We start from the raw sequence: 21,278 nt of genomic DNA, 5'->3' as shown, positions 1-21,278 counted from the left end.
TCAGAAGTCCTCGTCGAACCCGACCGAGCCCTCGACCGCCACCTGGTACGCAGAGGGGCGGCGCTCGAAGAAGTTGGTCAGTTCCTGGACACCCTGGAGCTCCATGAAGGAGAACGGGTTCTCCGAGCCGTAGACCGGCGGGAAGCCGAGGCGCTGGAGGCGCTGGTCGGCGACGCACTCCAGGTACTGGCGCATCGAGTCGGTGTTCATGCCCGGCAGGCCCTCGCCGCACAGGTCACGGCCGAACTGCAGCTCGGCCTCGACCGCTTCCTTCAGCATGTCGGTGACCTGCTGCTGGAGCGCGTCGTCGAAGAGTTCCGGCTCTTCCTTGCGGACGGTGTCCACGACGTCGAAGGCGAAGCTCATGTGCATCGTCTCGTCGCGGAAGACCCAGTTGGTGCCGGTGGCCAGGCCGTGCAGGAGGCCGCGGCTGCGGAACCAGTAGACGTAGGCGAACGCCCCGTAGAAGAACAGGCCCTCGATGCACGCCGCGAAGCAGATGAGGTTGAGGAGGAAGCGGCGGCGGTCCGCCTGCGTCTCCAGGCGGTCCATCTCCTCGACGGAGTCCATCCACTTGAAGCAGAACTGGGCCTTCTCGCGGATGGAGGGAATGTTCTCCACCGCCGCGAACGCCGCCGTCCGGTCCTCCGGGTCGGGGAGGTAGGTGTCGAGCAGCGTCAAGTAGAACTGGACGTGCACGGCCTCCTCGAACAGCTGGCGGGACAGGTAGAGGCGCGCCTCGGGGGAGTTGATGTGCTTGTAGAGCGTGAGCACGAGGTTGTTCGCGACGATCGAGTCGCCCGTCGCGAAGAACGCGACCAGGCGGCCGATCATGTGCTGCTCGCCCGGCGACAGCTTCGCGAGGTCGGCGACGTCCGAGTGGAGGTCGACCTCCTCCACCGTCCACGTGTTCTTGATGGCGTCGCGATAGCGCTCGTAGAAGTCCGGGTAGCGCATGGGGCGCAGGGTCAGTTCGAAGCCCGGGTCGAGCAGGTTCTTCTCGGTAGGAGCAGTCATTACTGGCAGGCCTCGCAGGACTCGGGGTTTTCCAGGGAGCAGGCGACGGCCTCGGGGTCGGCCGCCTGTACGGGGACGGTGCTGTTGCCCGCCGCCCGCGCGATGCGCGTCGCCGGGCGCGAGCGCAGGTAGTACGTCGTCTTCAGGCCCGACTTCCAGGCGTACGCGTACATCGAGGAGAGCTTGCCGATGGTCGGCGTCTCCATGAAGAGGTTCAGGGACTGGGCCTGGTCGAGGAACGGGGTGCGCGCCGCCGCCATGTCGATGAGGCCGCGCTGCGGGATCTCCCACGCCGTGCGGTACAGGGCGCGGACCTCGTCGGGGATCCAGGTGAAGCCCTGCACCGAGCCGTTGGACTCGCGCAGCGCCTCGCGGGTCTGGGCGTCCCACACGCCGAGCTTCTTCAGCTCGTCGATGAGGTACCCGTTGATCTGGAGGAACTCGCCGGACAGCGTCTCGCGCTTGAACAGGTTGGACACCTGCGGCTCGATGCACTCGTAGACGCCGGCGATCGAGGCGATCGTGGCGGTGGGCGCGATGGCGAGGAGCAGGGAGTTGCGCATGCCGACGTCGGCGATACGTTCCCGCAGGGCGGCCCAGCGCTCCGGCCACGTCAGCTGTACGTCGTAGTGGTCGGGGTGCAGCACGCCGCGCGCCGTACGGGTCTTCTCCCAGGCGGGAAGGGGTCCGTTGCGCTCGGCGAGGTCGGCGGACGCCTCGTACGCGGCGAGCATGATGCGCTCCTGGATCCGCGTGGACAGGGCCCTCGCCTCCGCCGAGTCGAACGGCAGGCGCAGCTTGAAGAAGACGTCCTGGAGGCCCATCGCGCCCAGGCCCACCGGGCGCCAGCGGGCGTTGGAGCGGCCCGCCTGGTCGGTCGGGTAGAAGTTGATGTCGACGACGCGGTCGAGGAACGTGACGGCCGTGCGGACGGTCTCGTCGAGCCGCTCCCAGTCGATGTCGCCGTCGCGTACGAATGAGCCGAGGTTGACGGATCCCAGGTTGCAGACGGCCGTCTCCCCGTCGTCCGTCACCTCCAGGATCTCCGTGCAGAGGTTCGAGGAGTGGACCGTGTGGCCCGGCTCGGCCGTCTGGTTGGCGGTGCGGTTGGCGGCGTCCTTGAAGGTCAGCCAGCCGTTGCCGGTCTGGGCGAGGGTGCGCATCATGCGGCCGTACAGATCGCGGGCCGGGATGGTCCGCTGCGCCTTCCCGTCGGCCTCGGCCTTGCGGTACGCGGCGTCGAACTCCGCGCCCCACAGGTCGACCAGCTCGGGCACGTCGGCCGGGGAGAACAGCGACCACGGCTCGTCCGCGTTCACCCGGCGCATGAACTCGTCCGGGATCCAGTGCGCGAGGTTCAGGTTGTGGGTGCGGCGCGCGTCCTCACCGGTGTTGTCGCGCAGCTCCAGGAACTCCTCGATGTCGGAGTGCCAGGTTTCGAGATAGACCGCTGCCGCGCCCTTGCGGCGGCCGCCCTGGTTCACCGCCGCCACCGAGGCGTCCAGCGTCTTCAGGAACGGGACGATGCCGTTGGAGTGCCCGTTCGTGCCGCGGATCAGCGAACCGCGGCTGCGGATACGGGAGTACGAGAGGCCGATGCCGCCGGCGTGCTTCGAGAGGCGGGCGACCTGGTGGTACCGGTCGTAGATCGAGTCGAGCTCGTCGAGCGGGGAGTCGAGCAGGTAGCAGCTCGACATCTGGGGGTGCCGGGTGCCGGAGTTGAAGAGGGTGGGGGAGGAGGGCAGGTAGTCGAGGCGGCTCATCAGGCCGTAGAGGGCCTCCACCTCCTTCAGCGCGCGCACGGAGTCGTCCTCCGCCAGGCCCGCCGCCACGCGCAGCATGAAGTGCTGCGGGGTCTCGATCACGTGCCGGGTGATCGGGTGGCGCAGCAGGTAGCGGCTGTGCAGGGTGCGCAGGCCGAAGTAGCCGAAGCGGTCGTCGCCCGCGACGTCGATCAGCGCGTCGAGGCGCGCCGCGTGCACCCGTACGAACTCGGCGGTGCGGTCCGCGATCAGGCCCTCGCGGTGGCCGACGGCGACCGACTCGGTGAAGGACGTGACGCCCTGCGAGGCGGCCTCCGCGGCGATGGCGCGGGTGAGCAGGCGGGCGGCGAGCCGGGAGTAGGCGGGGTCCTCGGAGATAAGCCCGGCCGCGGCCTCGGTGGCGAGATCGCGCAGCTCCGCCTCATCGGCCCGCGCCGAACGGCCGCGCAGCGCGGCCGCCGCGATTCTGCCGGGGTCGGCGTCGGGGAGGTCGGCGGTCAGCTCGGTCAGGGTGCGCAGCAGGGCTGCACCCGGGCCGTCCTGGGGGGTGGCTGAGACCGGTTCGGCGGGCGCGATGGTCACGTGGAGGCTCTCCCTCGCTCGGCTCGGGGCCTGCGGGGAGGAGGTGGCAGCGCGGGCGCGCGAAGGCGGGCCCTCGTCCACCGGCCCTTTCCGCGAGGCCCGGACGTCGTCGACGCCCGGGCCGGACGGCTCGGGCGTGCCGTCGACAGGTCATCGGACTCGCGCGGGCGTTTTTGTACGCCTACGCACACCGTTGCGGGACAGTTCCGGATTCGCACCGGATTCCCCTGTGGTGACAGCGAGAGCGAGCATACATGTTGTGTCGGGCTTTCGCGTCAGCCCCATATGTTGTGTCGGCGTTCCTCTGGTGCACCCGCCGTCTCAGTCGGCCGCCAGCTTCAACTCGTACGCGCGGAGCGTCACTTCCGGGATCGGGGCCCAGTCGCGGTCCGGGATCCGGGTGAAGCCGAGCCGCTCGTAGAGGCGGTGCGAGGCGGTCGCGAGCGGCTGGGTGCGCAGCACCACCGCCGACTTGCCCGCCGCGCGGGCCCGGTCGATCACGGCCCGCACGAGTGCCTCGCCGACGCCCTTGCCGCGCGCCTCGACGTCGACCGCGAGCATCCGGAACTCGGCCTCGCCGGCGCGGGAGACCTCCGCGTACGGCTGGTCGTGCGCGGGGACGTAGGTGACGCCGCCGAGGACCCGGCCCTCCGGCCCCTCGGCGACGAGCACCTCGGCCTGCCGCGCGCGTTTCTCGACGTCGCGCAGTTCGGCGGCGTACCAGTCGTCCTCGCCGAACGCGAGGAGGCCACTGCCCAGGTAGGCGCGGGCACTCAACTCGCCGAGCGCGGCGTACTCATCGGGGCGCACTGTTCTGATCACGACGCCATCGTTACGCGACGTCCGGCCGTGGTCGCAACGGTTTCCGGAAAATGCTTCGGGCCCCTCCGCGATGGAGGGGCCCGAAGCGTTCAGCGGTATGTGCCTAGTGGCCCGACGCCTGCGCGCCGACCTTCGGCAGGTCGACCTGGACGCCCTTGTCGCCCGCGTCGGCCGTGTAGTCCTCGGGCGAGGTCTCGTCGACGCCCTCCGGGGCCTTGAACGCCTTGAGGACGAAGGTCAGGACGACGGTGACGACGACGTTGAGGACGAACGCCGTCATGCCGATGTAGCCGATCTGGCCGATGCCGGGGATCTCCGCCGACGAGCCGCCGAAGTGCTTCTGCGTCGGCGACGCGACGCCGTACGCGGCGAGCGTGCCGTACACCATGCCGACCGCCCAGCCGGCGAGCAGCGCCCAGCGGTGGAACCAGCGGGTGAACAGGCCGCCGACGAGGGCCGGGAAGGTCTGGAGGATCCAGATGCCGCCGAGCAGCTGGAAGTTGATCGCGACGGTCTTGTCCATGGTCAGGACGAAGGCCAGCGCGCCCACCTTCACGAGCAGCGACACCAGCTTGGAGACCTTGGTCTCCTGCGCGGCCGTCGCGTCCGGCTTGATGAAGTCCTTGTAGATGTTGCGCGTGAACAGGTTCGCCGCGGCGATCGACATGATGGCCGCGGGGACCAGCGCGCCGATGCCGATGGCGGCGAACGCGACGCCCGTGAACCAGTCGGGGAACATGTCCTCGAACAGCTGCGGGATCGCCAACTGCCCGTTCTGCACCTTGATCCCGGCCGCGATGGCCATGAAGCCCAGCAGCGCGAGCAGGCCCAGCATCAGCGAATACAGCGGCAGGATCGTGGTGTTGCGGCGGATCACGTTGCGGCTCTTGGAGGACAGCGTCGCCGTGATCGAGTGCGGGTACATGAACAGCGCGAGCGCGGAGCCGAGCGCGAGTGTCGCGTACGTCCAGGTGCCCGAGGAACCGGGTGCGAGCCCCGCGACCGGTTTGCCCGCCGCCTCGTTCGCGGCGTCGAACTTGTCGCCCGCCGCCGAGAAGATCTGCTCGAAGCCGCCGAGCTTGATCGGGATGTAGATGATGGCGACCGCGATCACCAGGTAGATCAGTCCGTCCTTGACGAACGCGATCAGCGCGGGCGCCCGCAGGCCGGACGAGTACGTGTACGCGGCCAGCACGCCGAAGGCGAGCAGCAGCGGCAGGTCCTTGATGAACCAGTTGGTGTCCTCGCCGCCGCCGACGCCCATCACGTCCAGGACGGCCTGGATGCCGACCAGTTGGAGCGCGATGTACGGCATGGTGGCGAGGATGCCGGTGACGGCGACCGCGAGCGAGAGGCCCTTGGAGCCGAAGCGCCCGCGCACGAAGTCGGAGGTGGTCACGTACCCGTGCTTGTGCGAGACCGACCACAGGCGCGGCAGGAACGTGAAGATCAGCGGGTACACGAGGATCGTGTACGGCACCGCGAAGAAGCCGGCGGCACCGGCCGCGTAGATCGCCGCGGGGACGGCGACGAAGGTGTACGCGGTGTAGAGGTCGCCGCCGAGCAGGAACCAGGTGACCCAGGTGCCGAACGAGCGGCCGCCCAGGCCCCATTCGTCCAGGGACGCCTCGTTCTCGGCCTTCCGCCAGCGCGCGGCGAGGAAGCCCATGACCGTGACGGCCGCGAAGAAGAAGATGAAGACGGTGAGCGCGACACCGTTGACGCCGCCGTTCACGCGCCCGCCCCTTCCGAAGTGGCCGAAGTGGCCTTACGGGCGCGCTGATCGCGCTGCCACAGCTTGTACGCGATCATCGTGAGCGCGGTCGAGACGAGCACCCAGAGCATCTGGTACCAGTAGAAGAACGGGATGCCGATGAGGGCCGGTTCGACCTTGGCGTACGAGCTGACCCAGAGCATCGCGACGAACGGTGCGACCAGACAGAGTGCAATGATCACGCGTACCGGCGTGACCACCGGTTGTTTCACTTCAGGCGCATCGGACATTCGCGGTTCCGTTCCCCTCGCTCATCAGAGATCCCACTTATCTCATGCTTAACGTGCGGGAAATCTAAGCGAGAGTCTTGATCTACGGAACCCCCGTCCGGATAACGGACGTGCCCCCAACCCGGTTCAGCAGCAGCGGAACCCCTGCCGGGGATCCGATTCCTGCCGGTCCGTCCGCATGCGCTCGAAGTCGCGCCGGGACGGCACGGGCGCACCGGGGTGGGTCTCCCCGACGTGCGCCACGTACCGCTCGTACGCGCTCTCGTCCGTCAACTCCCGGACGAACCAGCGGACATACCTAGCCACCCGTAGCACTGCCGACGCCGGCATCGCGCGCCTCCGCCTTCTCCTGCTGCGTGGGGACGAGCCCGGCCGGTGCCACCAGCGTGGACTCGACGTACGGCGCCTCGCTCAGCTTCGAGGACTGCGGGTTCCGTACGTGCTTCACGCATACCCGCAGCGCGTCGAGAACCACCACGACGATGAGGAGGGCGAGCGCGGCCGAAAGGACGCCGTCCACCGTGGAGTTGGTGACCACGGTGTGCATGTCGTCCATGGACTTGGCGGGCGGCAGGATCTTGCCCGCGTCGATGGCGTCCTGGTAGTTCGAGCGCTGCTGGAAGAAGCCGACGCGCGGGTCGGAGGAGAACACCTTCTGCCAGCTCGCGGTCAGCGTCACGACGGTGTCCCAGATCAGCGGAACCCCGGTGATCCAGGCCCACTTGAGCCGCCCCGACTTCACGAGGAGCGTCGTGCAGACGGCGAGGGCGACCGCGGCGAGCAGCTGGTTGGAGATGCCGAAGATCGGGAAGAGCTGGTTGATCCCGCCGAGCGGCTCGTGCACGCCGACCCACAGGAAGTAGCCCCACAGGCCGACGACGATCGCGCTGGTGATCAGCAGGCCCGGCTTCCAGCTGATGTTCTTGAACGGCTTGTAGACGTTGCCGAGCATGTCCTGGAGCATGAAGCGGCCCACGCGGGTGCCCGCGTCGAGCGCGGTCAGGATGAACAGCGCCTCGAACATGATCGCGAAGTGGTACCAGAAGGAGCGCAGCCCGCCCCCGGTGACCTGCGAGAAGATCTCCGAGACGCCGACGGCGAGCGTCGGCGCACCGCCCGTACGGGACAGCAGGCTGGACTCCTCGACGTTCTTCGCGGCCTGCGCCAGCTCGGCGGGGGAGATCGAGTACCCGAAGCCCGCGACGGCCTGGGACGCGGACTGCACGCTGTCGCCGATGACTCCGGCGGGCGCGTTCATCGCGAAGTACAGGCCGGGGTCGATGATCGACGCGGCGACGAGCGCCATCACGGCCACGGACGACTCCATGAGCATGGAGCCGTAGCCGATCATCCGGACCTGCGTCTCCTTCTGGATCATCTTCGGCGTCGTGCCGGAGGAGATCAGCGCGTGGAAGCCGGAGAGCGCGCCGCACGCGATGGTGATGAAGACGAAGGGGAAGAGCGAGCCCGCGAAGACCGGGCCGTCGCCGCGCGAGGCGAAGTCGGTGACCGCGTCCATCTTCATGGTCGGCAGCGCGACGACGACGCCGATGGCGAGCAGCCCGATGGTGCCCAGCTTCATGAACGTGGACAGGTAGTCGCGCGGCGCGAGCAGCATCCACACCGGCAGGACCGAGGCCACGAACCCGTAGATCACCATCCAGATCACGAGCGTGGACGGCGCGAGCGTGAAGGTGTCCGCCCAGGAGGACTCGGCGACCCAGCGGCCCGCGACGAGCGCGATCAGCAGCAGCGCGACGCCGATGAGCGAGACCTCGGTGACCCGCCCGGGGCGCAGCACCCGCAGATAGAAGCCCATGAGCAGCGCGATCGGGATGGTCATCGCGATGGAGAAGGTGCCCCACGGCGACTCGGCCAGCGCGTTCACCACGACCAGGGCGAGCACCCCGAGCAGGATGATCATGATGGCGAAGGCGGCGACCAGGGCCGCGGCCCCGCCGAACGGGCCGATCTCCTCGCGCGCCATCTGCCCGAGCGAGCGCCCGTCGCGCCGCGTCGAGAAGAACAGCACGACCATGTCCTGCACCGCGCCCGCGAAGATCACGCCGACGATGATCCAGATGGTGCCCGGCAGATACCCCATCTGTGCCGCGAGCACGGGTCCCACCAGCGGGCCCGCCCCCGCGATGGCCGCGAAGTGGTGCCCGAGGAGCACCCGCCGGTCGGTGGGGTGGAAGTCCATGCCGTTGTTGAGCCGCTCGGCGGGCGTGGCCCGTTTCGCGTCGACCTTCAGGACCTTGTACGCGATGAACTTCGCGTAGAAGCGGTAGGCGATGGCGTACGTCCCGAGGGCGGCGGCCACCATCCAGGCGGCGGAGACCTCCTCGCCGCGGGAGAGCGCGAGTACGGACCAGCCGGCCGCGCCCACCAGGGCGACGACGGTCCACAAAACGATGGTTCTAGGAGACGCGGTACGCACCGATCTGTCCTCCCCGTCCATGCGACGACGGGAGGACCGTAAGCCAGTGGGTGTGAGCTGCGCTACACCGCGTGCCGGAAAGCGTCTACTCCGTTATCGGGCAAGGGGGTTGGGTCCACTGCGACGGCTAGTCGGCCGGCCGCTTCAGGCGCGCCACGAACTTGTACCGGTCGCCGCGGTACACCGACCGCACCCACTCCACCGGCTGGCCCGAGCCGTCGATCGAGTGGCGGGAGAGCATCAGCATCGGCAGGCCCACGTCCGTGCCGAGCAGGCCCGCCTCGCGCGGTGTGGCGAGGGAGGTCTCGATGGTCTCCTCGGCCTCCGCGAGGTGCACGTCGTAGACCTCGGCGAGCGCCGTGTAGAGGGAGGTGTACTTGGCGAGGCTGCGGCGCAGCGCCGGGAAGCGCTTGGCCGACAGATGCGTGGTCTCGATCGCCATCGGCTCCCCGCTGGCGAGGCGCAGTCGCTCGATGCGCAGGACGCGGCCGCCCGCGGTGATGTCGAGGAGGTGGGCGAGCGTCTCGTCGGCGGTGACGTAGCCGATGTCGAGCAGCTGCGAGGTCGGCTCCAGGCCCTGGGCCCGCATGTCCTCGGTGTACGAGGTGAGTTGGAGCGCCTGGGAGACCTTGGGCTTGGCGACGAAGGTGCCCTTGCCCTGGATCCGCTCGAGCCGGCCCTCGACGACGAGCTCCTGGAGCGCCTGGCGGACGGTGGTGCGGGAGGTGTCGAACTCGGAGGCGAGCGTGCGCTCCGGCGGTACGGGGGTGCCGGGCGGCAGCGTCTCCGTCATGTCGAGCAGGTGCTTCTTGAGGCGGTAGTACTTGGGCACGCGTGCGGTGCGGACGGGCGCCCCGCTCTCGTTCTCCACACTGCTGACGTCGGTGCTCATGCTCCGCCTTCCCGGCTCCGGTGCCGATGCGACCTTTTCGCCCCCGTCGGCCACGGCTCACATCGTGGCACGGCTCGCTCGGAGGAACTCCCTTTGAGCCTTCTCGCACGCACCGTGATCCCTTCTTATACCGCCCGGTGACCGTCTGGTCTAGTCCACCCGCCGGAGTTGCCCGAAGGGCCCAACGGCCGTGTCCCGCCTGCCGGGTGTCGTTCCGATAACGGACGCGGAGCCCGTTCCCGCCGACCCTTGACAGCCCTATTGGTCTGGGCCAAGCTCCCCGTACTGGTCTACACCATTAAAGATCAGGTCCCAGTCCCATCAGCCGTATCCGCGTACGCAGATGCGTTTGCGCCGTATGTCATCGCTGTGGGTGGGGGGTTGCAGGCATCCCTGAGGAGGGTGACATGAAGCGCAAGCTCATAGCGGCCGTTGGTGTCGCGGCCATGATGTCCGCGGTCGCGGCGTGCGGGGGCGAAGGCGGCAGCGACGCCGGCAAGGACCCGAAGGACCGCACCGGCGACGTCACGGTCTGGCTGATGGTGGACGCGCAGAGCACCTGGCCCGGCCTGGTCAAGGACGTCAACGCGCAGTTCAAGAAGAAGTACCCGAAGGTCAAGGTCAACGTCTCGTACCAGCAGTGGGCGGACAAGGCCAAGAAGCTCGACACCGCCCTGGGCGGCGACAAGTTCCCGGACGTCGTCGAGCTCGGCAACACCGAGACCATGCAGTACATCCTCAACGGGGCGCTCGCCGAGATCGACCCGAAGAAGTACGACAACAGCGACACCTGGATCAAGGGCCTCAAGGACACCTGCTCCTTCGAGGGCAAGATGTACTGCGTCCCGTACTACTCCAGCGCGCGCGTCGCCATCTACAACAAGGACCTGCTGAAGTCGGCCACCGGCTCCGACAAGCTGCCCACCGACGAGGCCGCGTTCCTCAAGGCGATGGACAAGGAGACGGCGAAGCAGGGCGCGAAGGACAAGCGCTTCTCGTCGCTGTACCTGCCGGGCCGCTACTGGTACGCCGCCATGTCCTACGTCGAGGCGTACGGCGGCAGCATCGCCTCGTACGACGACGCCTCCAAGAAGTGGAAGGGCACCCTCTCCGACGCCAAGTCGCAGGAGGGCATCCAGCACTTCATCGACCTGGTGAAGAAGTACAACAAGGGCGACATCACCAAGGACGAGCAGGACCACGCCAACGTGATGGCCAACGAGAAGGCCGGCGTCCTGTACGGCAACGGCTGGGAGGCCGGCTCCGTCGTCGACGGCAAGGCCAACGGCAACCCGAAGCTGAAGGACAAGATCGCCGTCGCCTCCATGCCGGGCCCGAACGGCAAGACCCTGCCGTCCTTCGTCGGCGGCTCCGACCTCGCGGTGACGCAGAAGTCGAAGAACGCGGACCTCGCCGAGGACTGGATCTCCATGTTCACGAGCGAGAAGTCCCAGTCCGTCCTCACCTCCAAGAACGTGCTGCCGAGCAACACCAAGCAGCTGCAGCCGCTCAAGGAGAAGGCGGAGACCGAGGCCGCGGCCAACGCGGTGGAGAGCGCCTGGTTCACGCCGATCGCCCCGGGCTGGACCGCGATCGAGAAGGAGGAGGTCCTGAAGAACATGCTTCTCGACATCCTCAAGGGCAAGTCCGTCGCCACGGCCACCAAGGCGGCCGACGCCAAGATCGACGAGCTGATCAACAAGGAGTCCTGAGCCTTCGGGGCTCCGGAGCGAGGGGCGGGGCCGGCACCGACCGGCCCCGCCGTTCCACCTCTTCTCCGTTTCGCAGAGAACGAGAAAGGTCAGCCACGTGACTGCCGCCGACACCAAGGCCGCCGGGCCACCGCCCCTCGCGGCGGGCACCCCGGAAGGGGACGTGCTCACCAAAGGCATCAAGGGCAGCAAGGGCCCCCGCGGCCCCGGCCGCCGCCCCCCGCGGAAGAAGGGGGCGTCGCTCCCTTACCTCCTGATCCTGCCGGCGATCGTCGCGCTGGCCGCCGTCTATGCGTACCCCCTGGTCAAGACCGTGCTCATGTCCTTCCAGGACATGGGGCGCCGCGAGCTGTGGACGGGTGACAGCCCGCCGTGGGTCGGCCTCGACCAGTTCACCAACATCCTCGGCGACGCCGAGTTCTGGCAGGTCACCGTCCGCACGGTGGTCTTCATGGTGGTCTGCGTCGCGCTCACCATGGCGATCGGCCTGCTGATCTCCCTGCTGATGCTGCGCCTGTCGACCTGGGTGCGGCTCACGCTCACCACGGCCCTGATCGCCGCCTGGTCGATGCCGCTGCTCGTCGCCTCGTCGATCTTCCGCTGGCTGGCCGACTCCGACTACGGCCTGATCAACACGCTCATCGCCAAGGTCGCCGGCGAGGACTTCCTCGGCCACAACTGGTTCCTCGACCCCCTGCAGGGCTTCTCGATCATCGCCGCGCTCGTCATCTGGGGCGCCGTCCCGTTCGTCGTGATCACCCTGTACGCGGCCCTCACCCAGGTCCCCGCGGAGCTGGAGGAGGCGGCCCAGCTCGACGGCGCCACCGCCATCGGCGTCTTCCGCTTCGTCACCTGGCCGGTCATCAAGCCCGTCTTCATCATGGTCACCACGCTCTCGGTGATCTGGGACTTCAACGTCTTCGGGCAGATCTGGCTGCTGCGCGGCAACAAGCCCGAACCCGACTACGAGACCCTCGGTCTCTACTCCTTCTCCAAGGCGTTCACCTCGACGTCCTTCAGCCAGGGCACCGCGATCGCCCTGATCACCGTGCTGCTGCTCTCCGGGGTGGCCGTGTACTACCTGCGCCAGCTCATGAAGACAGGAGAGGTCGAATGAGCGCCTCCACCGCACCGGTCAAGGAGGGGCTGCGCCCCGACCGCAAGAAGACCAGGCTCGGCTTCAACGTCCTCGGGCTCGTCATCGCCGTCGTGATGGCCTTCCCGGTCTACTGGCTGATCATCTCGGCACTGCGCCCCAACCACGAGATCCGGTCCTACGACCAGACGCTGTGGCCGTCGTCGATCACCTTCGACAACTTCGCCCGCGCCGTGAAGCAGCCGAACTTCGGCACCGCGATCGAGTCCAGCCTCATCATCTCGATCACCGCCGTCGTCGGCGGCATGGTCATCGCGACCCTCGCCGCGCTCGCCATCGGCCGCTTCCGCTTCACCGGCCGGCGCGCACTGCTCATGGCGATGATCCTGGTCCAGATGCTGCCGCCGACCGCGATGCTCATCCCCATCTACACCCAGCTCAACGCGATGGGCGGACTCAACGAGTACTGGGGCGTCATCGTCGTCTATCTCGTCTCCACGCTGCCCTTCGCCACGGTGATGATCCGCGGCTTCGTGGTCAACATCCCCGTGGAGCTGGAGGAGTCGGCGATGGTCGACGGCTGTACGCGCATGGCCGCGTTCCGCCGCGTCGTCTTCCCGCTGCTCGCCCCCGGCCTCGCCGCCTCCTCGATCTTCGCCCTCGTCAACGCGTGGAACGAGTACCTGTTCGCGTACATCCTGATGAACGAGGACTCGAAGTACACGCTCAACGTGTGGCTGATGACGTTCACGACCGAACGAGGCACCGACTACGGCGCGTTGATGGCCGCGTCCACGATGATCGCTCTGCCGGTGGTGGTCTTCTTCATGTTCATCCAGAAGAAGATGGCCACGGGACTCACTTCCGGCGCCGTGAAGGGATAACGCCACCAGATGACGACATTGACACGTGGTACCGACACTCTGACGCGCGACGCCCTGACCGTCCTCCAGCCCGGGTTCACCGGCACATCGGCGCCCGACTGGCTGCTGCGCCGGCTCGGCGAGGGACTCGCGTCGGTCGGGCTGTTCGGGCGCAATATCGCCACTCCCGAGCAACTGGCCGCCCTCACCGCCCAGCTGCGGTCCGAGCGCGGCGACGTCCTGGTCGCCATCGACGAGGAGGGCGGCGACGTCACCCGCCTGGAGGTCCGCACCGGCTCCTCCTTCCCGGGCAACCACGCGCTCGGCGCGGTCGACGACGCGGCGCTGACCCGCGCGGTCGCCGCCGAGCTCGGCCGCCGCCTCGCCGAGTGCGGGGTCAACCTCAACTGGGCGCCCTCCGCAGACGTCAACGCCAACCCGGACAACCCGGTGATCGGCGTACGTTCCTTCGGCGCGGACCCCGCCCTGGTGGCCCGGCACACCGCCGCGTACGTCGAGGGCCTGCAGTCCGCCGGCGTCGCCGCCTGCGCGAAGCACTTCCCGGGCCACGGGGACACGGCGGTCGACTCGCACCACTCCGTGCCGCGCATCGACGCCGGCCTGGACGTGCTGCACGCCCGTGACCTCGCCCCGTTCCGCGCGGCCATCGCGGCGGGCTCGCGGGCCGTGATGAGCGCGCACATCCTGGTGCCCGCGCTCGACCCGGAGTACCCGGCAACGTTGTCGCGTCGCATCCTCACCGGCCTGCTGCGCGAGGAGTTCGGCTACGAGGGCCTGATCGTCACGGACGGCATGGAGATGCAGGCCATCTCCGCCACGTACGGGATCGAGCGCGGCAGCGTCCTCGCCATCGCCGCGGGCGCCGACGCGATCTGTGTGGGCGGCGGACTCGCCGACGACGACACGGTGCTGCGGCTGCGCGACGCCCTCGTGGGCGCGGTGCGCTCCGGTGAGCTGCCGGAGGAGCGCCTCGCGGACGCGGCGGCGCGGGTCCGCGCGCTGTCGAAGTGGGCGACGGCCTCGGCCCGTACCGGGGCCGTGGAGAGCAACCCCGAGGTGGGGCTCGACGCGGCGCGCCGAGCGGTCACGGTGACGCGCGGGGAGCACACGGCCGCGGCGACGGGGCCCGTGCACGTCGCGGCCTTCACGCCCGTCGCCAACATCGCGGTCGGCGACGAGACCCCCTGGGGCGTCGCCGCCGAGCTCGAACGCCTGCTGCCCGGCACCACGACCGGCTCCTACACCGGCCCCGACGCGGGCTCCGCCGCCCTGGCCGCCGCGGGGGAGCGGCGTGTGGTGGCGGTGGTCCGCGACGAGCACCGGCACCCGTGGATGGCCCGGGCCCTGGACGACCTGCTGGCCGCCCGCCCGGACACGGTCGTCGTGGAGATGGGAGTCCCCCAGGCCGCACCGCGCGGCGCACTGCACATCGCGACGCACGGTGCGGCGCGGGTCTGCGGGGTCGCCGCGGCGGAGGCGATCGTCGGAGCTTGACGCCCCGCCCCGCCACCTTGGGCAATCCGCCGCCTTGCCGCCTTGCCGCCTTGCCGCCTTGCCGCCTTGCCGCCTTGGGCAATCTGCCGCCTTGGGCGGCTGGGTGGGCAAGGCGGCACCCCGGCGCGGCCAGCGCCCTCGACGGGCGCCCACCCCGCCTCCCGGGCACACGCAACGGTGCCGGTCACCCCGAAAAAGGGGTGACCGGCACCGTCACGTAGGGGGGGGCGGGGCCTACAGCCCCTGCCACTCCGGCTTGTTGGCGTACGTGTGCCGGAAGTAGTCCGCGAGCTTCAGCTTCGACGCCGCCGCCTCGTCGACCACGACCGTCGCATGCGGGTGCAGCTGCAACGCGGAGGCCGGCACCACGGAGGCGACCGGCCCCTCGACGGTCGCGGCCACCGCGTCCGCCTTGCCCTCACCGGTGGCGAGCAGCACCAGGTGCCGCGCCTCCAGGATCGTCCCGATGCCCTGCGTGATCACATGCCGCGGCACCTGGCTCAGGTCCCCGTCGAAGAACCGCGCGTTGTCCGCGATGGTCTGCTCGGTCAGCGTCTTGATCCGGGTCCGCGACGCGAGCGAGGAACACGGCTCGTTGAACCCGATGTGCCCGTCCGTGCCGATCCCGAGCAGCTGCAGGTCCACGCCCCCGGCCTCGACGAGCGCGCTGTCGTACGCCTCGCATGCGGCCTGCACGTCGGCGGCGCTGCCGTCGGGGCCCATGAAAGCCGCCTCGCTCAGCCCGAGCGGCTCGACGACCTGCCGCAACACGGTCGCCCGGTACGACTCGGGGTGCCCGGTCGGCAGCCCCACGTACTCGTCGAGCTGGGCGATCCGTGCCTTCGACGCGTCGACCGCACCGGCGCTCACCCGGTCCGCCAATGCCTCGTAGATGGGCAGCGGAGTCGAGCCGGTGGCCACACCGAGCAGTGCGTCGGGCTTGCGCCGCAGCAGCTGGGCCATGGCCTCGGCGATCAGCTCGCCACCTGCCTTGGCGTCCGGAACGATCACAACTTCCACGCTGGGCCTGCCGTTCTGGTCAGAGGAGACGGGATGACATGTGGTATAGACCAATCTAACAGAGCGCGACCCCGCCGGTCAGGCCCTTCACCACACCTCTTCGTCCATGCTCGGCGCTGCGCCGGGGCCCGGCACCTCGAAGCGTCCGGTGGGCGGCGCGGGCACGGTGCGGCCACAGTGGAAGGTGCCCGGGACCCGGAATCCGGCCCGGCCCCCGTCGCCCCACCGGAGGTGCCCGTATGACCGCCACCCCGCCCGTCCCGGAGCGCCCCGGCCGGATCATGACGCGGGAGATGCACGAGCAGCCCGACGTGCTGCGGCGCCTCCTCGCCGACGGCGCCCCGCGCATCCAGGACGTGGCCCGCCGCGTCGCCGACCGCGCCCCCCGCTTCGTCCTGCTCACCGCCCGCGGCACCTCCGACCATGCCGCGCTCTACGCCAAGTACCTGCTGGAGATCCGCCTCGGTCTGCCCTGCGGCCTCGCCTCGATGTCCACCACGACGGCCTACGGCGCCCGCCCCGATCTCCGCGACGTCCTCGTGATCACGGTCAGCCAGTCCGGCGGCTCGCCCGACCTGGTCGCCTCCACGAAGGCCGCCCGCGAGGCCGGCGCGATCACCCTCGCCGTGACCAACAATCCGGACTCCCCGCTGGCCGCCGTCTCCGAGCACCACATCGACATCATGGCCGGGCCCGAGAAGGCGCTGCCCGCGACGAAGACGTACACCGCCTCGCTGCTCGCCCTGTACCTCTTCGTGGAGGGCCTGCGGGGCGGCGACGGGGCGGCCGCGGCCGTGCTGCCCGACCACGCCGACCGGATCCTGGCCCGCCAGGACGAGGTTCGCACGCTCGCGGCCCGCTACCGCTTCGCCGGGCGCATGGTGATCACCTCCCGCGGCTACGGCTATCCGACCGCCAAGGAAGCGGCCCTCAAGCTGATGGAGACCAGCTACATCCCCGCCCTCGCGTACTCCGGCGCCGATCTGCTGCACGGCCCGCTCGCCATGGTCGACAACATCTCTCCGGTGATCGCCGTGGTCACCGACGGCCGGGGCGGGGACGCCCTGCAGCCCGTGCTCGACCGGCTGCGCGGGCGCGGCGCCGATCTGATGGTGGTCGGCCCCGAGGCCCAGGTGACCCGCGCCTCCGCCGGCTTCGTGCTGCCGACCGCCGGGGTGGCGGAGGAGGTGCAGCCGGTGCTCGAGATCCTGCCGCTCCAGCTCCTCGCCTACGAGGTGACCATCGCCCGCGGCCAGGACCCCGACGCCCCGCGCGCCCTCGCGAAGGTGACGGAGACCAGGTGAACCGAATCGGCCCGGCACTCGTGAGGTAGGTCGTACGTTGAGCAAGTGCGGATGCGGAGAACAAACCTCTGCAGACGCATGGACATACGAGAATGGTCTAGTCCACAATGCGTAACTGAGGCTTCCGCCCTCCCCGCACAGGAGGACGGACAGAGGAACCGACGCTCTCTGCCCTGACCGCGTCGGATCCTCGATCGGCAGCCGGGACCGCACACCTGGAAGCCGGTGCACCTGAAGGGCTGCGGTGCCAGGGAAAGGGCTGAGGGTCCCGACCCCCGGCGCCGCGGCCCGTCGGTCTTTCCGGGCCCCGCAGCTTTCGGCCCCCGGAGTCTTCGGCTCCCGGAGCTTTTCGGGCCCCCGCGCCCCGCCGGTTAAGCTCGGCTCGTGCCCTCCATGAACGATCTCGTCCGCCAGCACACCGCCCTCGGTGACTCCGATCTCGAGTGGCTCCATCTGCTGGTCTCGGAGTGGCAGTTGCTCTCCGACCTCTCCTTCGCCGACCTCGTCCTGTGGGTCCCCACCCACGACGGCACGCGATACGTCTCCGTGGCCCAGATGCGGCCCAACACCGGTCCGACGTCCTACCAGGACGACATGGTCGGCCACCTCGTCCCGCGCGGCCGCCGCCCCATGCTGGACGTCGCGCTCGACGAGGGCCGCATCGTGCGCGAGGGCGACCCCGAGTGGCGCGAGGAGGTCCCGGTGCGGGTGGAGTCCATCCCCGTACGCAGGGAGGGCCGGGTCCTCGGCGTCATCGCGCGCAACACCAACCTGCTGACCGTCCGCACGCCCTCGCGCCTGGAACTGACCTACCTCCAGTCGGCCTCCGACCTGGCGCAGATGATCGCGGCGGGCACCTTCCCGTTCCCGGACCAGCAGGTCGACATGGACGCCTCCCCGCGCGCGGGCGACGGCCTGATCCGGCTCGACGCGGACGGCGTGGTCCAGTACGCCTCGCCCAACGCCCTGTCCGCGTACCACCGGTTGGGCTTCCAGGCCGATCTGGTCGGCCACCACCTCGGCACGACGACGGCCGAACTCGCCCCGTCGCGCGGCCCGGTGGACGAGGCGCTCGCCAAGGTGGCCAGCGGCTGGGCGCCGCGCGAGTTCGAGATCGAGGGCGAGGAGGGCTCGATCCAGCTGCGCGCGATCCCGCTCAAGCCCAAGGGGCCGCGCATCGGTTCGCTGGTCCTGCTGCGCGACGTCACCGAACTGCGTCGCCGCGAACGCGAGTTGATCACCAAGGACGCGACCATCCGGGAGATCCACCACCGGGTGAAGAACAACCTCCAGACGGTCGCGGCCCTGCTCCGTCTCCAGGCCCGCCGCATCGGTTCCGACCGGGGACGCGAGGCACTGGAGGAGGCGGTCCGCCGGGTCGGCTCCATCGCGATCGTGCACGAGACGCTCTCCCAGAACCTGGACGAGCGCGTGGAGTTCGACGAGATCGCCGACCGGGTGCTCGCCATGGTGGCGGAGATCTCACCGGGTCAGGTGGTGGGCCGGCGCACCGGCCACTTCGGCATCCTCGACGCCGAGGTGGCCACCCCGCTGTCCATGGTCCTCACCGAGGTGCTGCAGAACGCGCTGGAGCACGGCTTCCGGCAGGGCGACACCGGCACCGTCGAGGTGTCGGCCGTGCGCGGCGGCACCAGCAAGGAGGCCCGCCTCCTGGTCACCGTCCAGGACGACGGCGTAGGACTGCCGGAGAACTTCGACCCGAAGCGCGCGGGGAACCTGGGCCTGCAGATCGTACGCACCCTGGTGGAGGGCGAACTCGGCGGAACGTTCGACATGGTGCCCGCACCGGAGCGCGGCACCCAGGTCATCCTCGACATCCCCGTACGCAGCAGCAAATAGCCGTACGCGGCACGCGCGGTGACGCGGGCCGACGATGCCCGAACAGCAGTGAGCCCCGGACCGTCGTACGGTCCGGGGCTCACTGCTCGCGTTGCTCGGGTCATGTCCCGGGCTGAGCCTGGGGGAGCATCGGGGGTACTGCGCGCTGCGGCTCGGGGGCGGGAGATGCGTACTCGATGTACGCGCCGCCGGGCTCAGGCTCGAACGGGGTGGGGGATCAGGCGGAGGCCTGACGGGCCCGGTTGCGAGCGGCGCGGCGCTTCATCGCGCGGCGCTCGTCCTCGCTGAGGCCACCCCAGACGCCGGAGTCCTGGCCGGACTCGAGCGCCCACTGCAGGCACTGCTCCATGACGGGGCAGCGGCGGCAGACGGCCTTGGCTTCCTCGATCTGCAGCAGCGCAGGACCGGTGTTGCCGATGGGGAAGAAGAGCTCGGGGTCTTCCTCGCGGCAAACGGCGTTGTGACGCCAGTCCATGGCTGCTACCTCTCCTTGGTATTACGTGCAAGTTGCTTGTGAATGTGAACGCTTTCACGAATCCCTCAACAAATGAACCGGACGAACGTCACATCTGCGACGGGTGTCCGTTGCTTTGGGGAGGGGATTCGGGCTCTCTGTGGGGCCGATGTTTCGGGCCGTCCCGAGCGCCATGTAGAGATTCGCAAACCTCGGCGGCGGATACAACCCCTTCTGGAAAGTTTTTTTTGATTCCTCGGTGTCGGCTAGGTCACAGCCGTACTTCCATGGGGTGGATGCCAGCCCAAACGTTCGAGATGAAGGACTTTAGTCCCTTCCACTCACACAATCACACGCAGTGCACGGCGTACGCCTGTGAACGTCACGCTGGTCCGCAGTCCCAGGTGGTCACCGTCCATCTGAAGGGGCAGGGGCGCCTTCGAATGCAAGGTGAAGTCGGTCAGGTCGTGGAGCGTGACCGCGTTCTTTCCGTGCGGGCCGCGTTCGGGTGTCGAAGCCAGCAGCTGGGTGCCGTAGCGGGCCACCGCGGGAGTCGAGAGTTTCTTGAGTCCCAGCACGTCAAGGCCGGTGTCGAAGGACGCCTGGGGCGTCGGGTACAGCGGCCGGTTGCCCAGGAAGGACCACGGCGACGTGTTGCTGACTATGGAGACCACGAGATCGGTGACCGGATCCTCGCCCGGCCGTTCGAGCGTGATCGTGCCGTGCCGGCGGTCGGCCTCGCCGAGGAACTGCCGCACCACCTGTCGCACGTACAGGGCATGGGTCGAACGCTTGCCGCGCTCCCGCTGCTGCTCGACCCGGCCGACCACGCCCGCGTCGAAGCCGAGGCCCGAGGCGAACGTGAACCAGCGGGACGGCACACCCTCGTCCTCCGTGCCCGCGGTGCCCGAGGCGAGGCCGAGGCCCACCGTGCGCCGCCGGCCCTCGCGCAGGGCGTCCAGGAGCTGTCCCGTGGCCTCCACGGGGTGGTTCGGCAGGCCGAGGGCGCGCGCGAAGACGTTCGTGGAGCCGCCGGGGACGACGGCGAGGCCGGGGAGGCGGTCGAGGTCGACCCCGTTGTGCAGCAGCCCGTTCACGACCTCGTTGACCGTGCCGTCGCCGCCGAGGGCGACGACCAGCTCGATGTCCTTGCTCTCCGCGGCCTGCCGGCCGAGGTCGCGCGCGTGGCCCCGGTACTCGGTGGTGACGGCCTCGAGCTTCATCTCGCTCGCCAACGCGTGGATCAGCACGTCACGCGTGCGCGCGCTGGTGGTGGTTGCCGCCGGATTGACCACGAGGAGTGCACGCATGCAAGGCAGCGTACCCAGCGCCCTTGATCGCGCCCAGACCGAGGTGGGCGTCGGGTGAGGGTTCACACGGATTCCGCGCGGGGTCCGGGCTTCGGGGCGGCATCGGCGGGCGGCTACGCTGCAAAGGTGACCTCAGAGCAGAACCCCGCCCCCGAGCCCGACGAAGACGACGCCCCGCGTCCCGGCCGGCTGACCGCCGCAGCGGCCCTCGCCGGGCTCGAAGGGCTCGCGCTCGTCGTGGGCGGCGCCTACATGCTGATCGCCGGTCTGGCGGGGCACCCCGACAACCCGGAGCAGGCCGTCACCGGCGGTGTCACGCTCATCGTGCTCGCGCTGCTGCCGCTGTTCGCCGCGCGCGGACTGCTCGCCCGCAAGAGCTGGAGCCGCGGCCCCGCGATCATCACGCAGATCATGGCGCTGCCGGTCGCCTACACGCTGCTGCAGGCCGACAGCATGGCCATCGGGGGCGGCATCGCGCTCGCCGCCGTGTCGATCGGCGCGCTGGTGCTGCTCGTCAACCGGGAGACCACGCAGGCCCTGGGCATCCGTACGCCGGGGTCGTCCCAGTAGCTCGCACGACAAGCCCGCATCGAGAAGGCGCCCTGCGCGGATCCGCGCAGGGCC

18 protein-coding genes and 1 riboswitch are annotated in these 21,278 nt (G+C 69.5%); of the genes, 7 read left to right on the top strand and 11 right to left on the bottom strand.

Annotated features, from left to right (window positions below):
- From ACFV9W_RS34625 to ACFV9W_RS34590, 8 genes are all read right to left on the bottom strand, one after another.
- A complete protein-coding gene (locus ACFV9W_RS34625; RefSeq protein WP_385769196.1) occupies positions 1 to 1,017 on the bottom strand; it encodes a ribonucleotide-diphosphate reductase subunit beta in 1,017 nt (338 codons plus the stop codon).
- A complete protein-coding gene (locus ACFV9W_RS34620) occupies positions 1,017 to 3,362 on the bottom strand; it encodes a ribonucleoside-diphosphate reductase subunit alpha (protein ID WP_385769194.1) in 2,346 nt (781 codons plus the stop codon). Before ACFV9W_RS34620 ends, ACFV9W_RS34625 begins: the two co-directional genes overlap by 1 nt.
- A 148-nt stretch (positions 3,363 to 3,510) precedes the next feature.
- A riboswitch (cobalamin riboswitch) is annotated at positions 3,511 to 3,589 on the bottom strand.
- Between the two features lie 94 nt (positions 3,590 to 3,683).
- Positions 3,684 to 4,184 carry a GNAT family N-acetyltransferase gene (locus ACFV9W_RS34615; protein WP_385769192.1) on the bottom strand — a complete coding sequence of 167 codons (501 nt, stop codon included), beginning with the start codon at positions 4,182 to 4,184 and terminating at the stop codon, positions 3,684 to 3,686.
- A 103-nt stretch (positions 4,185 to 4,287) separates the two neighbouring features.
- The gene (gene mctP / locus ACFV9W_RS34610) at positions 4,288 to 5,919 is read right to left on the bottom strand and encodes a monocarboxylate uptake permease MctP (protein ID WP_385769190.1); all 1,632 of its coding nucleotides are present in this window, start codon (positions 5,917 to 5,919) and stop codon (positions 4,288 to 4,290) included.
- Positions 5,916 to 6,188, bottom strand: coding sequence for a DUF3311 domain-containing protein (locus ACFV9W_RS34605; protein ID WP_385769188.1), 273 nt, complete (start codon positions 6,186 to 6,188; stop codon positions 5,916 to 5,918). The genes mctP and ACFV9W_RS34605 overlap by 4 nt, the downstream gene beginning before the upstream one ends.
- Before the next feature lie 126 nt (positions 6,189 to 6,314).
- Positions 6,315 to 6,518: a YbdD/YjiX family protein gene (locus ACFV9W_RS34600; RefSeq protein WP_385769186.1), complete on the bottom strand. Its 204-nt coding sequence runs from the start codon at positions 6,516 to 6,518 to the stop codon at positions 6,315 to 6,317.
- Positions 6,487 to 8,628 carry a carbon starvation CstA family protein gene (locus ACFV9W_RS34595; RefSeq protein WP_385769184.1) on the bottom strand — a complete coding sequence of 714 codons (2,142 nt, stop codon included), beginning with the start codon at positions 8,626 to 8,628 and terminating at the stop codon, positions 6,487 to 6,489. The genes ACFV9W_RS34600 and ACFV9W_RS34595 overlap by 32 nt, the downstream gene beginning before the upstream one ends.
- A 127-nt stretch (positions 8,629 to 8,755) precedes the next feature.
- The gene (locus tag ACFV9W_RS34590; RefSeq protein WP_385769182.1) at positions 8,756 to 9,520 is read right to left on the bottom strand and encodes a GntR family transcriptional regulator; all 765 of its coding nucleotides are present in this window, start codon (positions 9,518 to 9,520) and stop codon (positions 8,756 to 8,758) included.
- A gap of 407 nt (positions 9,521 to 9,927) precedes the next feature.
- Between ACFV9W_RS34590 and ACFV9W_RS34585 the strand changes: the two genes are divergently transcribed.
- From ACFV9W_RS34585 to ACFV9W_RS34570, 4 genes are all read left to right on the top strand, one after another.
- Entirely contained in the window at positions 9,928 to 11,232 is a 1,305-nt protein-coding gene (locus ACFV9W_RS34585; protein WP_385769180.1) for an extracellular solute-binding protein, read from the top strand.
- A 163-nt stretch (positions 11,233 to 11,395) separates the two neighbouring features.
- The gene (locus ACFV9W_RS34580) at positions 11,396 to 12,349 is read left to right on the top strand and encodes a carbohydrate ABC transporter permease (protein WP_385769248.1); all 954 of its coding nucleotides are present in this window, start codon (positions 11,396 to 11,398) and stop codon (positions 12,347 to 12,349) included.
- The gene (locus tag ACFV9W_RS34575) at positions 12,346 to 13,212 is read left to right on the top strand and encodes a carbohydrate ABC transporter permease (protein ID WP_385769178.1); all 867 of its coding nucleotides are present in this window, start codon (positions 12,346 to 12,348) and stop codon (positions 13,210 to 13,212) included. The genes ACFV9W_RS34580 and ACFV9W_RS34575 overlap by 4 nt, the downstream gene beginning before the upstream one ends.
- 9 nt (positions 13,213 to 13,221) lie before the next feature.
- Positions 13,222 to 14,706: a glycoside hydrolase family 3 protein gene (locus tag ACFV9W_RS34570; protein WP_385769176.1), complete on the top strand. Its 1,485-nt coding sequence runs from the start codon at positions 13,222 to 13,224 to the stop codon at positions 14,704 to 14,706.
- A gap of 234 nt (positions 14,707 to 14,940) precedes the next feature.
- On the opposite strand, the gene nagB is transcribed toward ACFV9W_RS34570, so the two are convergent.
- Complete coding sequence (nagB, locus tag ACFV9W_RS34565; protein ID WP_385769175.1) at positions 14,941 to 15,726, bottom strand: glucosamine-6-phosphate deaminase; 786 nt, start codon at positions 15,724 to 15,726, stop codon at positions 14,941 to 14,943.
- A 239-nt stretch (positions 15,727 to 15,965) separates the two neighbouring features.
- Here nagB and ACFV9W_RS34560 point away from each other — a divergent pair, with 239 nt between their 5' ends.
- Both ACFV9W_RS34560 and ACFV9W_RS34555 read left to right on the top strand, forming a co-directional pair.
- Entirely contained in the window at positions 15,966 to 17,030 is a 1,065-nt protein-coding gene (locus ACFV9W_RS34560) for an SIS domain-containing protein (protein ID WP_385769173.1), read from the top strand.
- Between the two features lie 393 nt (positions 17,031 to 17,423).
- Positions 17,424 to 18,890, top strand: a complete 1,467-nt coding sequence (locus ACFV9W_RS34555; RefSeq protein WP_385769246.1) for a sensor histidine kinase — start codon at positions 17,424 to 17,426, stop codon at positions 18,888 to 18,890.
- 217 nt (positions 18,891 to 19,107) lie between these two features.
- Here ACFV9W_RS34555 and ACFV9W_RS34550 read toward each other — a convergent pair whose 3' ends face one another.
- Both ACFV9W_RS34550 and ACFV9W_RS34545 read right to left on the bottom strand, forming a co-directional pair.
- On the bottom strand, positions 19,108 to 19,365 hold the full coding sequence (locus ACFV9W_RS34550) for a WhiB family transcriptional regulator (protein ID WP_016639615.1): 258 nt from the start codon (positions 19,363 to 19,365) through the stop codon (positions 19,108 to 19,110).
- A 320-nt stretch (positions 19,366 to 19,685) separates the two neighbouring features.
- Positions 19,686 to 20,654 (bottom strand): diacylglycerol/lipid kinase family protein, encoded by a 969-nt coding sequence (locus ACFV9W_RS34545; RefSeq protein ID WP_385769171.1) that lies wholly within the window; start codon positions 20,652 to 20,654, stop codon positions 19,686 to 19,688.
- Between the two features lie 126 nt (positions 20,655 to 20,780).
- Here ACFV9W_RS34545 and ACFV9W_RS34540 point away from each other — a divergent pair, with 126 nt between their 5' ends.
- Positions 20,781 to 21,224, top strand: a complete 444-nt coding sequence (locus tag ACFV9W_RS34540) for a hypothetical protein (RefSeq protein ID WP_385769169.1) — start codon at positions 20,781 to 20,783, stop codon at positions 21,222 to 21,224.
- Positions 21,225 to 21,278 lie beyond the last annotated feature (54 nt).

The sequence above is a fragment of the Streptomyces sp. NPDC059897 genome (assembly GCF_042730865.1).
Taxonomy (GTDB): Bacteria; Actinomycetota; Actinomycetes; order Streptomycetales; family Streptomycetaceae; genus Streptomyces.
Note: the sequence above shows the minus strand (reverse complement) of the source record. Positions and strands in the feature narration are given on the sequence as shown.